Below are 14,645 nucleotides of genomic sequence, written 5' to 3'. Positions count from 1 at the left end.
AGTGCGGGCGTTCCGCCCGCAACGGCTGGAGCGGGCTGACGCCCGTCGGCTTACTTCATCTGCCGGGCGTAGAGCGGGCTGCTGCCCTCGTGCCGGCCGTCCAGCTCCAGATCGATCGAGTACTCACCGAAGGACTCGATCTTCATGCCGCCGATGTTGGCGACGACCTGAATCGTGTTCGTGGGGGCGTCGGGCGGCATTGCGACCTGGATGGGAATCTCCATCGCCGGGAGCACGAGTTTGCCGTCGTCGTCGCAGATGGCGAGCCGCAGCCGCTTGGGGCCTTCCTCGTCCTTGTCGAAACGCAGCTTCACGGCGAGGCAGCAGTGCGGGTGCACGGCGGGCATCTGACGCGCGAAGATCGTGTCGAAGATTCCAATGACGCTGAGCTTGCCACCGTAGTCGGCGGCGAAGTCAGCAAGGGCGAGCAGCTCAATTTTCATGCAAAAGCGAAGGGCGCGGCCGGGCTCAGTTGAAGCTGACCTTCGGGGCGTTGCGCTCCGTGGGATCTTCAATCTTGAACAATTCCGCCGGCAGGAAGCCGAACATCCCGGCGAAAACCACATTGGGGAAGGTTTCGCGCGTGGTGTTGTAGGTCATGACGCTGTCGTTGTAGGCCTGACGGGCAAAGGCGATCTTGTTTTCCGTCGAAGTCAGCTCCTCGGTGAGCTGCATCATGTTCTGGTTGGCCTTGAGATCCGGATACTGCTCCGACACGACCATGAGGCGGGACAGCGCGCCGGTGAGGCCGGATTCCGCGCTGAGCAGGCCCTTGATCGCGTTGGCGTCGGCGGGATTGGCGGCCGCGGACTGTGACGCGGCGAGCGCGATGTTGCGGGCCTTGATGACGGCCTCGAGCGTCTCGCGCTCGTGCTTCATGTAGCCCTTGGCGGTTTCGACCAGATTCGGAATCAGATCATAACGGCGCTTCAGCTGGACGTCGATCTGAGCGAACGCGTTCTTGAAGCGGTTGCGGAGCGCAACGAGGGTGTTGTAGATGCCGACGACCCAGAGGGCGAGGACGACTACAATGAGGAGCAGGACTCCCAGCACGATCAGCGTTATGGACATGGCGGTATGGAATGGATGACTGAAGCGAAAACGAAACGGAGTGTGCCGGCTGCGGCGGAGCGGGCGAGTCGGAACTCGTTACAACGCGGTTGATTGTTTCCAGCTCCGGCAACAATGTAATTACTACGTGAGGCTTTTCCGAAAACGATTGCAGGGACTGACTGCGGCCGCGTTGTGCTCGGTCGCGGCGCTGGCGCAGGAACCGTTGTCCGCGCCTGCGCCGCTCAGCCGGAAAGTGGAGGTCATGTCGGCGGGCCGGGCCGCGGTGACCCTCGCTTCGGCGCAGCAGGCGCAGGATCTCGGCCTGCCCTCGATCGCGGTGGACCTGTATCGACAACTCCATGACGCTCCGGGCGCGGACCGTCCGGCGCTCGGCCTCGCGCTTGCGACCGCGCTGCTGGATGCCGGCGATGCGGCCGAGGCGGAGAAGGTGCTCAGCGCCATGCCGGAACCGCATAGTGCCGCCTGGCGCCTGCGGCGGGGCCTTACGGCCATGCAACTGGGACAGCGCACGGCGGCGCAGGCGCAGTGGGATGCCATCAGGGAGTCTGAACTTCCGCCGACGGACCTGGCGTGGTTTCGTTTTTTCACCGGCGCGCTCTGGGATACGACCACGCCGCCGGACGTCACGCGCGCCAACACCTTTTACATGCAGGCGGAGGAGCTGGCCCCGACGCCGCTCGCGCGGGCGCGCTTCCAACTCGCCGCCGAGCGCGTGCGACTGCATCTGCGCAACAAGCCGCGCGAGGTGGATTTGAATCAGGCGCGGGAGAATGCGCGGCAATTTGCCGGGAGGAATTACGGGTATGAGTTCGCGAAGAACTACGCCGTGATGCTGACCGAGAACGGGCAGAAGCGCGAGGCGGTGGAATGGCTGGAAGGCGTGCTCGTCGGGTTGCCGGCGCAGGAGCGGGCCGCGCGCGACGAGTTGCGGTTTCTCCTCGGCTTGATCGGTGACCGTGGGCGCAATGGCGCCGGACGCAACGCGCTCATGCAGGTGCTGGAGGAAGGCCGGAATCCCCTGCGTCAGCGGCAGGCGCTGCAGCTGCTCGCGGAAGGCGTGCGCGACGATCAGGTGCGACGCGTCTTTGGCAACGAGCTGGACAAGCTGATTGCCGTGAAGCCGGCGCATCCCGTGCTCGAGAACCTGCTCTTCTACCGGGCGCAGCTGTCGCTGGCGAAAAAGGAATTCGTTTCCGCCGAGGCCGACGCGACCGCGCTGGTCACGCAGTTTCCGCTGTCGCCCCTGCGCGTGCATGCGCTCGTGTTGCTCACGCAGTCAGCGTGGGAGCAGGCCCGGTATCGTTTTGCCGCCGATCATGCGCGCAATGCCCGCGCGGCCATGGCGGGAGCGCCGGCGTCCACCCCGGGCGCGCCGGTGGCGGTCGTGATTCCGCCCCGGGTGCGGGCCGACTTTGGTGTGCTCGAGGCGGAGGCGTGGTTTCGCGCGGGGGATTTTCGCAACGCCGCGGACGCGTACGCGGCGGTGTTGATCGAGCGTCCGGCCGAGTGGGATGCCAGTCGCGTGGGCGAACTGATGTTTCAACGCGTCCTGGCCGAGATCAAAGCGGGACCGGACGCCGCGGGCAAAGTGATCGATGAACTGCAACGCGACCCGGCGTTCGACGTGGAGAATCGCTGGCAGGCCGAGTGGAGTCTGGCGCGCGCGCTCAAGGTGCGGGGCGAGTCCGGAGCGAAGGAGGCCTACGCACGCATCGCGCGGCTGCTGGCCGATCCGGCGGTGGACACCACGACGCTGCCGCCGGAGCTACGAGCGCGCATGGCGTGGCTGCAGGCCCGGCTGGCGTACGAATCGGGCGATGCCGCCGAAACGATTCGACTGGTGGAGACGCAGCTGAGGACGCCGCTCAAGATCGAGGAGGCTTTATGGAAGGAGATCGCCAGCATTCTCCTGCTGCTGAAAGCGAGGGCGGAGTTTCTGCAGGCCCGCGAACCCGCGGCCGTGGAGACGCTGAAGACGCTGCGCGACGGTTACCCGAAGACCGATGCCGCCATTTCGTCGTACCTGATTGAGGCTGAGTTTTACGCCGATCAGGACAAGATCGACGAGGCGCGCAATCGGTTGATCATCCTCACCGACAACGCCGACCCGGATTACAAGAACAGCCCTTACGTGCCTTATGCGCTCTACCGGCTGGCGATGCTTTCGGAGCGACTCGGCCGGAAGGAAAATCTCGAGGAGGCCAACCAGCGCATCGAGGATCTCGTGAAGAAGCCGGCGGCCGCCTCGGATTCCACGCTGCTGTTCGCCGCCCGGATGCGTCAGGGTGACATTTTCAGAAAGCGGAATGACTTTCCGTCCGCCCAGCGGGCGTACGAGAATCTCATCAACCTGTTTCCCCGCCGACCCGATGTGGTGCTGGCGCAGCTCGCATTGGCGGACTGCCACACCGTGCAATTGTCGGACTTGAAGTCGGCCGAGGATTCCGCGCATGCCGACAAGGCGGAGCTGATTTACGAGTTGCTCCTCGACCGCGTCGACGCCCCGCGGGACGTGCGCGTTGAAGCCGGTTACAAACTGGGACTGCTGCTCGCGCGGCGCGACAAGGCGGATGCGGCTGCGCAGGTGTGGTGGACCGATGTGATCACGAAGTTTTTGATTAACGAGAAGGCACCGATGGAAGCCGACGCGAAGCGGCCGTACTGGCTGGCTCGCACCCTCTACGACTTGGGCGAACTCCAGGAAAAGCGCGGGCGCCTCGAAGAGGCGAAGGCGGCCTACCTCGTTTTGCTCGAGCAACGCCTGCCCTTTGGCGATGCGCTTGCCCGCGTGCGCCTCCAGCAGTTGGGCGTGCCGGTGGCCACCGCTGCACCATGAGTCCCGTGCTTTCGAGTTTGCGGCGGCGGGCCCAACGTTAACGCTCACGCGCAATGTCCGGATTCGATTTTTCGCTATTTGCCCAGGGCGGCCCGGTGATGTGGGTGCTCGCCGGCCTGGCATTGCTGGGCGTGATGCTGTTCATCGAACGCGCGCTGTTCCTGCACCGCGGGCAGATTCCAGCGAAGGCATTCCTGAGCGGAATAAAGAACGCGCTCGCCAAACGGCGGCTCGTCGAAGCGCTCACCCTGTGCGAGGAAGCTCCCGGCCCCGTGGCTGCCGTGGTGAAGGCGGCCCTGCTCAAGGCGAATGCCAGCTCAGACGACATGCGGTTTCATGTCCAGGAGGCGGCCGTCGTCGAATTGCCGGCGCTTGAACGCCGGCTGGGGGCGATCGCCGCGGTCGCGCAAGTGGCACCGCTCGTGGGTCTGCTCGGCACCATCGTCGGTATGATCACGACGTTCCGGGCGTTCGAGCAGGGCGGAAACTATGCCCTCGCGAGCGCCTTGTCCGCCGGGATGTGGCAGGCGCTGCTGACTGCCGCTGGCAGTCTCATGCTCGCGATTCCCGCGCACCTCGCGCATCACTTTCTCGCCGGCCGTGTGCGCGCCATTGTGCGGGACATGGAGTGGGCGGGGAACGAGATCATGCGGTATTTGTTGACTGAATACCGGGGGATCACGCCTTCCGACGGAGTGACGATGCCGGAGATCGAGGCGGCCAAGAAATGATCACGCGCCCACTTGATCTGGCCTCACGCCTGCGCCCCGAGCCGCGCAACCTCGACTGGCTTTTCTTCGCCAACGCGGGGCTCCTCGGATTGTTCTTTTCCGTTTTCGGATCGCACTTCGTCCTGGCGCCCGGACTCGGGGTCGACTTCCAGCTGCCCGTGGTTGAAGGTGCGAATGCCAGCGCGAAGACGCCCACGCACGTGATCAGCGTGCTGGGTTCAGGTCAGATTCTGACGAGCGACGGCTGGCGCACCCTGCCGCAGCTGGAGGACTGGCTTAAAGCCCGCGGCAAGACGACCAAGACTCCGCGATTGCTCGTCCGCGGCGATGCCGACGTTTCCACGGACGTCTTTGCAGCCATCTCCGGAGCGGCGAAAAAAGCCGGCTTTGAAGTGCTCTGGGCGGCGGATGATCCCGCGGGTCGCAAGGGGCAAAAAGGGCGCTGAAATGGTTGCTGAATCGAGGACTGGCGGACGTCGTTGGGCGATTTCCGTGCTGGGTGCGCTGGTTGTCACGGCGGCGTTCGGAGCGCTGTTTCGCGTGCCAGGTCCGCCGGTACGTTCGCCTGGGCCGGCCAGCATCGAGTCGACGCGGGCCTCAGTCCGGGTGGCGCGTCCGAATGAGAGCGATCGACTGTTAAAACAGGAAACGGAATTGCGCGATCTCCGGCCGCTTTTTTTGCCGACCGAGCGTAACGCCTCGTTGCCTGATCCGCGGCTTGAACCGGGCCGAACCTTTCTCGATAATGAAAAAAGCCTGACGTTTAACGATGCGGATGTGGAGGTCGGCAATGATTTGCCTCCCGTCGTGACGCTGAACGGAAAGCGCGTCGAAAAAGCCTCCCCGGTCGACGTTTTTGGTGCTGACGCTGAAACCCTTTCATTGCTGGGATTTGGTCGGCGGCCCGTCGCCGGAACTGCACGACCGCCCGTCCCCGCACGTGCTGGATTCATCGAGGTAACTTCGATGCGGGACGGGGTACGTGTGCTGGCGGAAGAGTTGCCGGCAGAGGCGCGTCCGTCGACGGACAAGGCCTGGACGCCCTTTGAGCTGCTGGCGGTGGTGGATGCTGCTGGCCTGGCGAGCCCCTTGGTGGTGACCGAGGGCTCGCGGCTGGAGGAGGTCGATCTCCATTTCCGTAAATTCCTCACGGGAACGTACCGAATTGGCGCGCGGTTGGACCCTGGAATCTATCAAATCACGGTCGCTCCGTAGAATTTTGTTTGATTCGGCCAATTTGCTGTTGACGGTGGGAAAAGCGGGTTGCACGTTCACCGGCTCTTTTCGTTTTTTGGCACTCCCTTAGTCTGCCCAGATAGCTCAGTTGGCAGAGCACCCCCTTGGTAAGGGGGAGGTCGCCGGTTCAAATCCGGTTCTGGGCTCCAGGGTCAGAAAACACGTCGGACCAGGCTTCTACGACGTTAAACCAGAGGTCATTTTTCATCATCACCCAAACATCCGTCTCCCATGGCTAAAGCCTCATTCGAACGCAAGAAACCGCACGTGAACGTCGGCACCATCGGCCACGTTGACCACGGTAAAACCACGCTCACGACCTCCATCCTCGCGGTCCAGGCCCGCAAAGGCCTCGCTGAGGTGAAGACGTATGCCGATATCGCCAAGGGCGGAACCGTCCGTGATGCTTCGAAAATCGTGACGATCTCGGTGGCTCACGTTGAGTACGAGTCCGACAAGCGCCACTATGCGCACGTCGATTGCCCCGGCCACGCTGACTTCGTGAAGAACATGATCACGGGTGCGGCGCAGATGGACGGCGCCATCCTTGTTGTTTCCGCGGCTGACGGCCCGATGCCCCAGACCCGTGAGCACATCCTCCTCGCCCGCCAGGTTGGCGTGCCGAAGATCGTGGTGTTCCTCAACAAGGTCGACCTCATCGATGACCCGGAACTGCTCGACCTCGTCGAGATGGAAATCCGCGAGCTCCTCACGAAGTACCAGTTTCCGGGCGACACCGCCACGATCATCCGTGGTTCCGCCACCGCTGCCCTCGAGGGCACCCCGGCCGGCGAAAAGGCGATCGCTGATTTGATGACCGCGATCGACACCGACATTCCGGAGCCGGTCCGCGAGATGGACAAGCCCTTCCTGATGTCCGTCGAAGACGTCTTCTCGATTACCGGCCGCGGCACCGTTGCCACGGGTCGTATCGAGCGTGGCGTCATCAAGGTGAACGACTCCGTCGAAATCGTCGGCCTCAAGGACACCGTGACGTCGGTCGTGACCGGCATCGAAATGTTCCGCAAGCTGCTCGATAGCGGCCAAGCCGGTGACAACGTCGGCATTCTCCTCCGCGGTATCGAAAAAGAAGGCATCGAGCGCGGTCAGGTGCTCGCGGCTCCGAAGTCGATCACTCCGCACAAGAAGGCCAAGGCCGAGATCTATGTCCTCTCGAAGGACGAGGGTGGCCGTCACACGCCGTTCTTCAATGGCTATCGTCCCCAGTTCTACTTCCGGACGACTGACGTGACCGGAATCGTGAACCTGCCGAAGGGCGTCGAGATGATCATGCCGGGCGACAACATCGCCGTCGAAATCGACCTGATCGTTCCGATCGCCATGGAAAAGACGCAGAAGTTCGCTATTCGCGAAGGTGGTCGTACGATCGGGGCCGGTCGTATCACGGAGATCATCGAATAAGCGCTTCGTTAACTCTTTAACGGCGACTCGCCGAGGCCTCGAAAGGGTGCCTCGGCTGTGTCGTCTAAGGGACCAAAAACAGGCGCGTAGCTCAATTGGTAGAGTAGCGGTCTCCAAAACCGTTGGTTGGGGGTTCGATTCCCTCCGCGCCTGCCAGTTATTTCCAGCATGAAAAATCCTTTCCGCAGCACTCGTATTTTCCTCGGTGAAATGGTTGGTGAGCTTCAGAAGGCCACCTGGCCGACCAAGGCCGAGTTGCGCGACTCCACGATCGTCGTGGTCGTAGCCGCGATCATCCTCGGCGTGTTCACCAGCATCAGCGATTTCTCGCTCTATCAGGTCGTGGATTTGTTCACGTCTTGGGTTAGCTAACGCCAGACGTCCGTATTCGTATCATGTCCGCTCAAACGACCGCTCCCGCCGGCGCCCAGTGGTTCGCGCTTCACACGCTCTCCGGTCAGGAGAACAAGGTGAAGACGTACATCGACAAGTTTAAGAAGGCGGAGGAGCTCGATGACTACATTTTCGAGATTCTACTCCCGACGGAAGTCGTGTCGGAGGTGAAAGGCGGGAAGAAGTCGACCAAAGTCCGCAAGCTCTATCCGGGCTATGTCTTCATCCAGGCCAAACTTTTCGGCGAAGACGGTAAACTGATCAATAAACCGTGGTACTTCGTTAAAGAAACGACCGGAGTGATCGGCTTCGTCGGCGGTGATCGTCCGGCGGCCTTGCGCCAGTCTGAGATCGACGAAATTTATTCGCGCATCGAAGCGGCCAGCGGCAAGGAAGTGCCGAAGGTGCAGTACTCGGTCGGCGAAGAGGTCAAGATCACTGACGGAGCATTCGCTTCGCTCACCGGCCGGATCGATGAGATCGATCCCGATCGGGGCAAGCTCAAGGTCTCCGTCTCCATTTTCGGCCGTTTTACGCCGGTCGAGCTCGAATACTGGCAGGTGCAACGCCTCACGGAGTGAGTCGACGCCTCTTTGTCACCGCCGACATCCGCTAATATAGCATCCACCCGCCACCCTTACACACATGGCTAAGAAGATCCAAGGTTACATCCGCCTCCAGTTGCCCGCCGGTGCCGCGAATCCCGCGCCCCCGGTCGGTCCCGCGCTCGGCGCGCAAGGCGTCAACATCATGGCGTTCTGCAAGGAGTTCAACGCCCGCACCAAGGACCAGAACGGCATGATTCTGCCGGTGGTCATCACGGTGTTCTCCGACAAGAGCTTCACCTTCATCCTCAAGTCTCCGCCCGCGTCGGTGCTCCTCAAGAAGGCGGCCAATATCGCGAGCGGTTCCGCCAAGCCGAATCAGGACAAGGTCGGCAAGGTGACGAAGAAGCAGCTCCTCGAGATTTATAATATCAAGAAGGCAGACTTGAACGCCACGACGCCGGAAGCCGGCATCAAGGTCATCGCCGGCACCGCCCGTAACATGGGCATTGAGGTCGTCGATTGACGCCAATTTGTAGGTTGCAAACCGGTTCGCGCTTAGCACGCCAAGCGTGCGCCAGCGCGTGGCGGCGAGCGGCTTACCCTGCAACGAAACCAAACTCAGCGGGAGTCCGATAGGACGTCTGCACCGCAAGGAGTAACAATGGCCAAAAAACACAGCAAGCGTTACAACAGCGCCATCAAGGTCGCTGATCTCACCAAGGACTATCCGCTGAAAGACGCGGTCGAAATCCTTGCTAAATTCCCGAAGGCGAAGTTCGACGAGACCGTCGAGCTCTCGTTCCGTCTCGGTGTTGACGCCACGTCCGGCGAGCAGAATGTTCGCGGAACCACTCCGTTGCCGAATGGCTCCGGCAAGAAGGTACGCGTCATCGTCTTCACCGACGATCCGCAGAAAGCCTTGGCTGCCGGCGCTGATGAAGCTGGTTTGGCCGAGCTGATGAAGAAGGTCAGCGATGGCTGGCTCGAATTCGACGTCGCGATTGCGACGACCGAGGCCATGAAGCAGGTTCGTACTCTCGCTCGCGTTCTCGGTCCCAAGGGACTGATGCCGAACCCCAAGGCGGGTACGGTCACTGACGATGTCGCTGCCGGCATCAAGGCCGTCAAAGCGGGTCGCGTTGAGTTCAAGATGGACAAGACGGCGAACATCGGGGTCGGCGTGGGCAAACGCTCCTTCACCCCGGCGCAGATCCTGGAAAATGCCGCCGCCGTCCTCGACGCGGTGGGCAAGTCCAAGCCGGCGACCTACAAGGGCAGCCAGTTCATCAAAGGCATTACGATCTCCTCGAGCATGAGCCCGAGCGTGAAAGTCGCTTCCACCGAATTCAGCAAATACTGAGGAGCCCGACCATGAGAGCAGAAAAACAATACCTGATTACCGAGGTCGAGACTCACCTCAAGAAGTCCGATTACGTCATCCTCGCCAACTTTTCCAAAGTGACCGTGGCTGATACGGCCGAGCTGCGCAAGCGGCTGGTCGCCGAGAAGGCCGAGTTTCACGTGGTCAAGAACAGCTCCCTGCGCGTGGCCGCGAAGGCGCTGGGCCTGCCCGAGTTTGAATCTGCCCTGACCGGCCCCACGGCCGTGATCGTTGGCGGAAAGAATTCTGCCGGCGTCGCTAAGGTCCTGAAGAAGTTCTTCGAAGATAAGCAGAAGCTCGAGATCAAGGTCGGCGTCATCGAGAAGAAGCTGATCACCGCGGCGGACCTCGCCAAGATCGCGGACCTGCCGCCGTTCGATGCGCTGCGCTCGCAGTTCCTCGGTCTCCTCAAGAGCAATGCGGCCGCGTTCGTTCGCGTCCTCGATGCCAAGGTCAAGAAGGAGCAGTCTGCTGCTCCGGCCGCCTAAACCCACCTTCAACCACAACCCTTTTCGCGAGCCGACGGGTTCCCCGGCGGTTCGTGAATCAGAAAATCCATTGAGGCAGGCTAGGGGATACGTCTCTTAAACGCGTTTCATTTTTCGAAACCGCTAACCTGCCCCAGGAGTCATCACCATGAGCACCGTTACCAAAGATCAAGTCATCGAGTGGCTGTCCGGCCAATCCGTCATCGAACTCGCCGCGCTGGTTAAAGACCTCGAAGGCAAGTGGGGCGTTTCCGCCGCCGCTGCTGCCTCCGCCGCCCCGGCCGCTGCTGCTGCCGCTGCCGCTCCGGCCGAAGCGCAGACCGAGTTCACCGTCATCCTCAAGGAAGCCGGCGCGAACAAGATCGGCGTCATCAAGGAAGTCCGCGCCATCACCGGCCTGGGCCTCAAGGAAGCCAAGGATCTCGTCGAAGGCGCACCGAAGCCCGTCAAGGAGAACGCTCCCAAGGCCGAAGCCGAAGAGATCAAGAAGAAGCTCGAGGCGGCCGGCGCCAAGGTCGAGCTCAAGTAATTCGCCGAAGCTTGGCGATTTCTCTCGCACAACTTCCGATTTCATCGGGACAGGCCGTGCCACTGCGCGGCCTGTCCTTTGCCTTTTCTGTTTTTGTTCGTTCTTTTCTTAGTTCCAGCCAGCGACGCGCGCATTGAGGGCACTGCCGCGTCTTTTTTTGTCTCCTAATCTTTACCGGGAAAATCTCATGGCCGACCGTAACCACACCGAACGCGTAAACTTCGGCAAACTCCGCGAAGTGATCCAGCCGCCGAATCTCATTGAGATTCAAATCACATCGTACCTCGACTTTCTGCAGAAGGGTATTCCCGAAAAGCAGCGTAAGCCGCAGGGGCTCGAGGCCGTGTTTCGTGAGGTCTTCCCCATTCTTTCGTACGACGAACGCCTCACCCTCGAGTACGTCTCGTACAATCTCGGCGATCCGAAGAACACCGAACTCGAGTGCCTGCGCGAAGGCATCACTTACTCGGTGCCGCTCTACGTGAAGCTTCGTTTGCGTGAAGAAGACTTCATCAAGGACGAGGATATCTACATGGGCGAAATCCCGATGGTGACCGAGCGCGGCTCGTTCATCATCAACGGCGCCGAGCGCGTCGTCGTTTCCCAGCTGCATCGTTCACCCGGCATCGCCTTCGAAGTGACGCCGCACCCGAACGGCAAACCGCTCCACTCCTTCCGCATTATCCCGGACCGCGGCACCTGGCTGGAAGTGCAGTTCGACAATAACGATCTGCTCTACGTCTATCTCGATCGCCGCCGTCGTCGTCGGAAATTCCTGATCACGACTCTGCTGCGCGCGATCGGCTATTCGAGCGACATCGACCTGCTGAATCTCTTCTACGAGATCAAGGACCTCAAGGTGTCCAAGGCGCTCGATATGGAGAACGTATCCACGCTCGTCCTCGTCGAGGATGCGATCGACGCCCAGAAGGGTGTCGTTCTCGCGCGCGCGTTCGAACCGCTGACCAAAGCGATCGTGCGCACCTTCGAGAAACACGAAATCTCCACGCTCCGTGTCATCGACACGTCGATCGACGAAGGCGCCATCATCCGCGCGCTGAAGAAGGATCCGACGCGCAACGAAGAAGAAGCGCTCAAGGAAATCTACAAACGCCTCCGCCCGGGCGAGCCGCCGACCACGGCGAATGCGAAGGCGCTGCTCAAGCGGCTGTTCTTCGATCCCAAGCGCTACGACTTGGGCCGTGTCGGTCGCTACAAGGTCAACCAGAAGCTCGGTCTCAAGGCCGAGCTCGAACAGCGTATCCTCGAGAGCGCTGACATCGTCGCCGCGACCAAGTACCTCGTCCGCCTCAAGCGCGGCGTGGGTGTCGTCGACGACATCGATCATTTGGGTTCCCGCCGCGTCCGCACCGTCGGCGAGTTGCTCGCCAATCAGTGCCGCGTCGGTCTGAGCCGCACGGAGCGTCTCGTCCGCGAGCGCATGACGATGTACGACCAGAGCGTCGACTCGATCACGCCGCAGAAGCTGATCAATCCGAAGGCCCTCACGACCGTCATCCGCGACTTCTTCGCGCGTTCGCAGCTGTCGCAGTTCATGGATCAGATCAACCCGCTCGCCGAGGTCACGCACAAGCGTCGTCTCTCCGCGCTCGGGCCGGGCGGTCTCAATCGCGAGCGCGCTGGCTTCGAGGTCCGCGACGTTCATCCGTCGCACTACGGTCGCATCTGTCCTATCGAAACGCCTGAAGGTCCGAACATCGGCCTCATCAACTCCCTCTCGACGTATGCGCGAGTGAACGAGTTTGGCTTCATCGAGACGCCGTATCGCGTCGCCAAGGACGGTCGCGTCACCGACAAGATCGAGTATCTCACCGCCGACCAGGAAGAGGGTAAGGTCATCGCCCAAGCCAACGCCGAAATCGACGACAAGAACCATTTCGTCGGCAAGGTCACGGTGCGTCAGGACGGCAACTTCCTCGAAGTCGCCGCCAACGACGTGCACCTGATGGACGTTTCGCCCAAGCAGGTCATTTCGATCGCTGCGGGCATGATTCCCTTCCTCGAGCACGACGATGCGAATCGCGCGCTCATGGGAGCTAACATGCAACGCCAGGGCGTGCCGCTGCTCCAGGCCGAGTCGCCCTTCGTCGGCACCGGCATCGAGGAGCGCGTCGCTCGCGACTCCAAGATCGTTGTCGTCGCCGAAGAGGCGGGTGTCGTCGCCTCGGTCGACGCCAAGCGCATCGTCGTCACCAAGGACGGCGAGGTGCCGCGTAACCTGAAGACGGATACCAAGAATCACACCTACGTCTACGAGCTGCGGAAGTTCATGCGCTCGAACGCGGGCACGTGCTTCAACCAGAAGCCGATCGTCAAGCAGGGCCAGAAGATCAAAGCCGGCCAGATCATCGCGGACGGTCCGTCGACCGACCAGGGTGAGATGGCCCTCGGCCGCAACGTGCTCGTCGCGTTCATGCCGTGGAACGGTTACAACTTCGAAGACGCCATTCTCATTTCCGAGAAGGTGCTTCGCGAAGACATCTTCACCTCGATCCACATCCAGGAGTTCGAGGTCACCGCGCGCGATACGAAGCTCGGGCCTGAAGAAATCACGCGCGACATTCCGAATGTCGGCGAGGAAGCGCTCAAGAACCTCGATCACAACGGCGTCATTCGCGTCGGTGCGGAAGTGAAGCCCGGCGACATCCTCGTTGGCAAAATCACCCCGAAGTCGGAGACCGAACTTGCTCCTGAAGAGAAGCTCCTTCGCGCCATCTTCGGCGAGAAGGCCGCCGATGTTAAGGACACGTCGCTCATCGTCCCGTCCGGCGTCACCGGCATCATCATGGACGTGAAGGTCTCTTCACGTATCGACAACCAGGAGGAGAAGCTCTCCCCGTCCGATCGCCGCCGTCAGGCCAAGCAGATCCAGGAAGAGTACAAGACGCAGATGGACAAGCTGCGCGAAGGTCTCACCGAGGCCCTCTCGAACATCCTCCTGGGTGAGAAGATTCCGCTCGACGTCATCAACGGCGAAACCGGCGAGATCATCATCCCGGCCAATCGCAAGATCACCAAGACCCTCCTGCGCAAGCTCGCGGCGGTTTCCAAGCACGTCCAGATCGACCCGTCGCCGGTTCGCATCAAGATCATGGAAATCATCGGCTCGTATCAAACGAAGTTTGACGAGCTCGAGACGGATCGTGAGCGCAAGATCGGTTCCATCGAGGCGGGCGAAGGCTCGGCCGATGGCGCCATCAAGCAGGTCAAGGTCTACATCGCCACGAAGCAGAAGCTCGAGGTCGGTGACAAGATGGCGGGTCGTCACGGTAACAAGGGCGTCGTCGCCAAGATTGTGCCCGAGGAAGACATGCCGTTCCTGCCGGACGGCACTCCGGTTGAAATCTGCCTGAATCCCCTCGGCGTGCCTTCGCGCATGAACGTCGGTCAGGTGCTCGAGACGCACTTGGGCTGGGCTTGCAAAAAGCTCGGCATCAAGGTCGCCACGCCCGTGTTCGACGGCATTCCGGAAAAGAAAGTCCGCGAATACCTCAAGGACGCGAAGCTTCCGGCTTCGGGCAAGAGCCCGTTGATGGACGGCCGCACCGGTGAGAAGATCGATCAGGAGGTCGTCGTCGGCTACATCTACATGATGAAGCTGAACCATCTTGTGTCCCACAAGATCCACGCCCGCGCGGTCGGTCCGTACTCGCTCGTCACGCAGCAACCCTTGGGCGGCAAAGCCCAATACGGCGGCCAGCGTTTCGGCGAAATGGAAGTGTGGGCGCTCGAGGCGTACGGCGCCGCGCACACGCTCCAGGAACTCCTCACCGTCAAGTCCGACGATGTGCAGGGCCGCACCAAGATCTACGAGTCGCTCGTCAAGGGCGACAATACGCTGCAAGCCGGCACACCCGAATCGTTCAACGTGCTCATCAAGGAAATCCAGTCCCTCGGATTGGATATCAAGCTCCAGAAACGCGACGCCCTGAGCTACGGCTCCTGAGCCGCGGCCCGTCCCGTTCACCTTTAGAAAACATCAGGGA

Annotated in this window: 14 protein-coding genes and 2 tRNA genes; 14 read left to right on the top strand and 2 right to left on the bottom strand. The window is 61.5% G+C overall.

The annotated features are described in order from the left end of the window. Positions 1–50: 50 nt before the first annotated feature. Together ACLJEU_RS23480 and ACLJEU_RS23475 are read right to left on the bottom strand one after the other, a co-directional pair. Positions 51–443 (bottom strand): DUF6941 family protein, encoded by a 393-nt coding sequence (locus tag ACLJEU_RS23480; protein ID WP_414664089.1) that lies wholly within the window; start codon positions 441–443, stop codon positions 51–53. 25 nt (positions 444–468) lie between these two features. Continuing rightward, on the bottom strand, positions 469–1,071 hold the full coding sequence (locus tag ACLJEU_RS23475; RefSeq protein ID WP_414664090.1) for a LemA family protein: 603 nt from the start codon (positions 1,069–1,071) through the stop codon (positions 469–471). 127 nt (positions 1,072–1,198) lie between these two features. Here ACLJEU_RS23475 and ACLJEU_RS23470 point away from each other — a divergent pair, with 127 nt between their 5' ends. The 14 genes from ACLJEU_RS23470 to rpoB all read left to right on the top strand — a co-directional run bounded on the left by ACLJEU_RS23470 (position 1,199) and on the right by rpoB (position 14,605). After that, entirely contained in the window at positions 1,199–3,910 is a 2,712-nt protein-coding gene (locus tag ACLJEU_RS23470; RefSeq protein ID WP_414664091.1) for a tetratricopeptide repeat protein, read from the top strand. Between the two features lie 53 nt (positions 3,911–3,963). Further along, a complete protein-coding gene (locus ACLJEU_RS23465) occupies positions 3,964–4,641 on the top strand; it encodes a MotA/TolQ/ExbB proton channel family protein (RefSeq protein WP_414664092.1) in 678 nt (225 codons plus the stop codon). After that, entirely contained in the window at positions 4,638–5,087 is a 450-nt protein-coding gene (locus tag ACLJEU_RS23460) for an ExbD/TolR family protein (RefSeq protein ID WP_414664093.1), read from the top strand. The genes ACLJEU_RS23465 and ACLJEU_RS23460 overlap by 4 nt, the downstream gene beginning before the upstream one ends. Before the next feature lies 1 nt (position 5,088). After that, the gene (locus ACLJEU_RS23455; RefSeq protein WP_414664094.1) at positions 5,089–5,856 is read left to right on the top strand and encodes a hypothetical protein; all 768 of its coding nucleotides are present in this window, start codon (positions 5,089–5,091) and stop codon (positions 5,854–5,856) included. A gap of 94 nt (positions 5,857–5,950) precedes the next feature. Continuing rightward, positions 5,951–6,026 (top strand) — tRNA-Thr (locus tag ACLJEU_RS23450). A gap of 82 nt (positions 6,027–6,108) precedes the next feature. After that, entirely contained in the window at positions 6,109–7,299 is a 1,191-nt protein-coding gene (tuf, locus tag ACLJEU_RS23445; protein WP_414664095.1) for an elongation factor Tu, read from the top strand. Positions 7,300–7,379: 80 nt separating this feature from the next. Then, a tRNA-Trp gene (locus tag ACLJEU_RS23440) sits at positions 7,380–7,455 on the top strand. 12 nt (positions 7,456–7,467) lie between these two features. Next, on the top strand, positions 7,468–7,671 hold the full coding sequence (gene secE, locus ACLJEU_RS23435) for a preprotein translocase subunit SecE (RefSeq protein ID WP_414664096.1): 204 nt from the start codon (positions 7,468–7,470) through the stop codon (positions 7,669–7,671). 23 nt (positions 7,672–7,694) lie between these two features. Then, positions 7,695–8,273, top strand: a complete 579-nt coding sequence (nusG, locus tag ACLJEU_RS23430) for a transcription termination/antitermination protein NusG (protein WP_414664097.1) — start codon at positions 7,695–7,697, stop codon at positions 8,271–8,273. A gap of 64 nt (positions 8,274–8,337) precedes the next feature. Continuing rightward, a complete protein-coding gene (gene rplK / locus ACLJEU_RS23425) occupies positions 8,338–8,763 on the top strand; it encodes a 50S ribosomal protein L11 (RefSeq protein WP_414664098.1) in 426 nt (141 codons plus the stop codon). 138 nt (positions 8,764–8,901) lie between these two features. Beyond that, positions 8,902–9,600: a 50S ribosomal protein L1 gene (rplA, locus tag ACLJEU_RS23420; protein ID WP_414664099.1), complete on the top strand. Its 699-nt coding sequence runs from the start codon at positions 8,902–8,904 to the stop codon at positions 9,598–9,600. An 11-nt stretch (positions 9,601–9,611) separates the two neighbouring features. Then, the gene (rplJ, locus tag ACLJEU_RS23415) at positions 9,612–10,109 is read left to right on the top strand and encodes a 50S ribosomal protein L10 (protein ID WP_414664100.1); all 498 of its coding nucleotides are present in this window, start codon (positions 9,612–9,614) and stop codon (positions 10,107–10,109) included. A 148-nt stretch (positions 10,110–10,257) separates the two neighbouring features. Beyond that, positions 10,258–10,638 (top strand): 50S ribosomal protein L7/L12, encoded by a 381-nt coding sequence (gene rplL, locus ACLJEU_RS23410; RefSeq protein WP_414664101.1) that lies wholly within the window; start codon positions 10,258–10,260, stop codon positions 10,636–10,638. A 187-nt stretch (positions 10,639–10,825) separates the two neighbouring features. Beyond that, entirely contained in the window at positions 10,826–14,605 is a 3,780-nt protein-coding gene (rpoB, locus tag ACLJEU_RS23405; RefSeq protein ID WP_414664102.1) for a DNA-directed RNA polymerase subunit beta, read from the top strand. Positions 14,606–14,645 lie beyond the last annotated feature (40 nt).

The organism is Terrisphaera buseokensis (genome assembly GCF_047521145.2).
Lineage (GTDB): Bacteria > Verrucomicrobiota > Verrucomicrobiia > Opitutales > Opitutaceae > ER46.
This window is presented reverse-complemented; position numbering and strand designations above follow the sequence as displayed.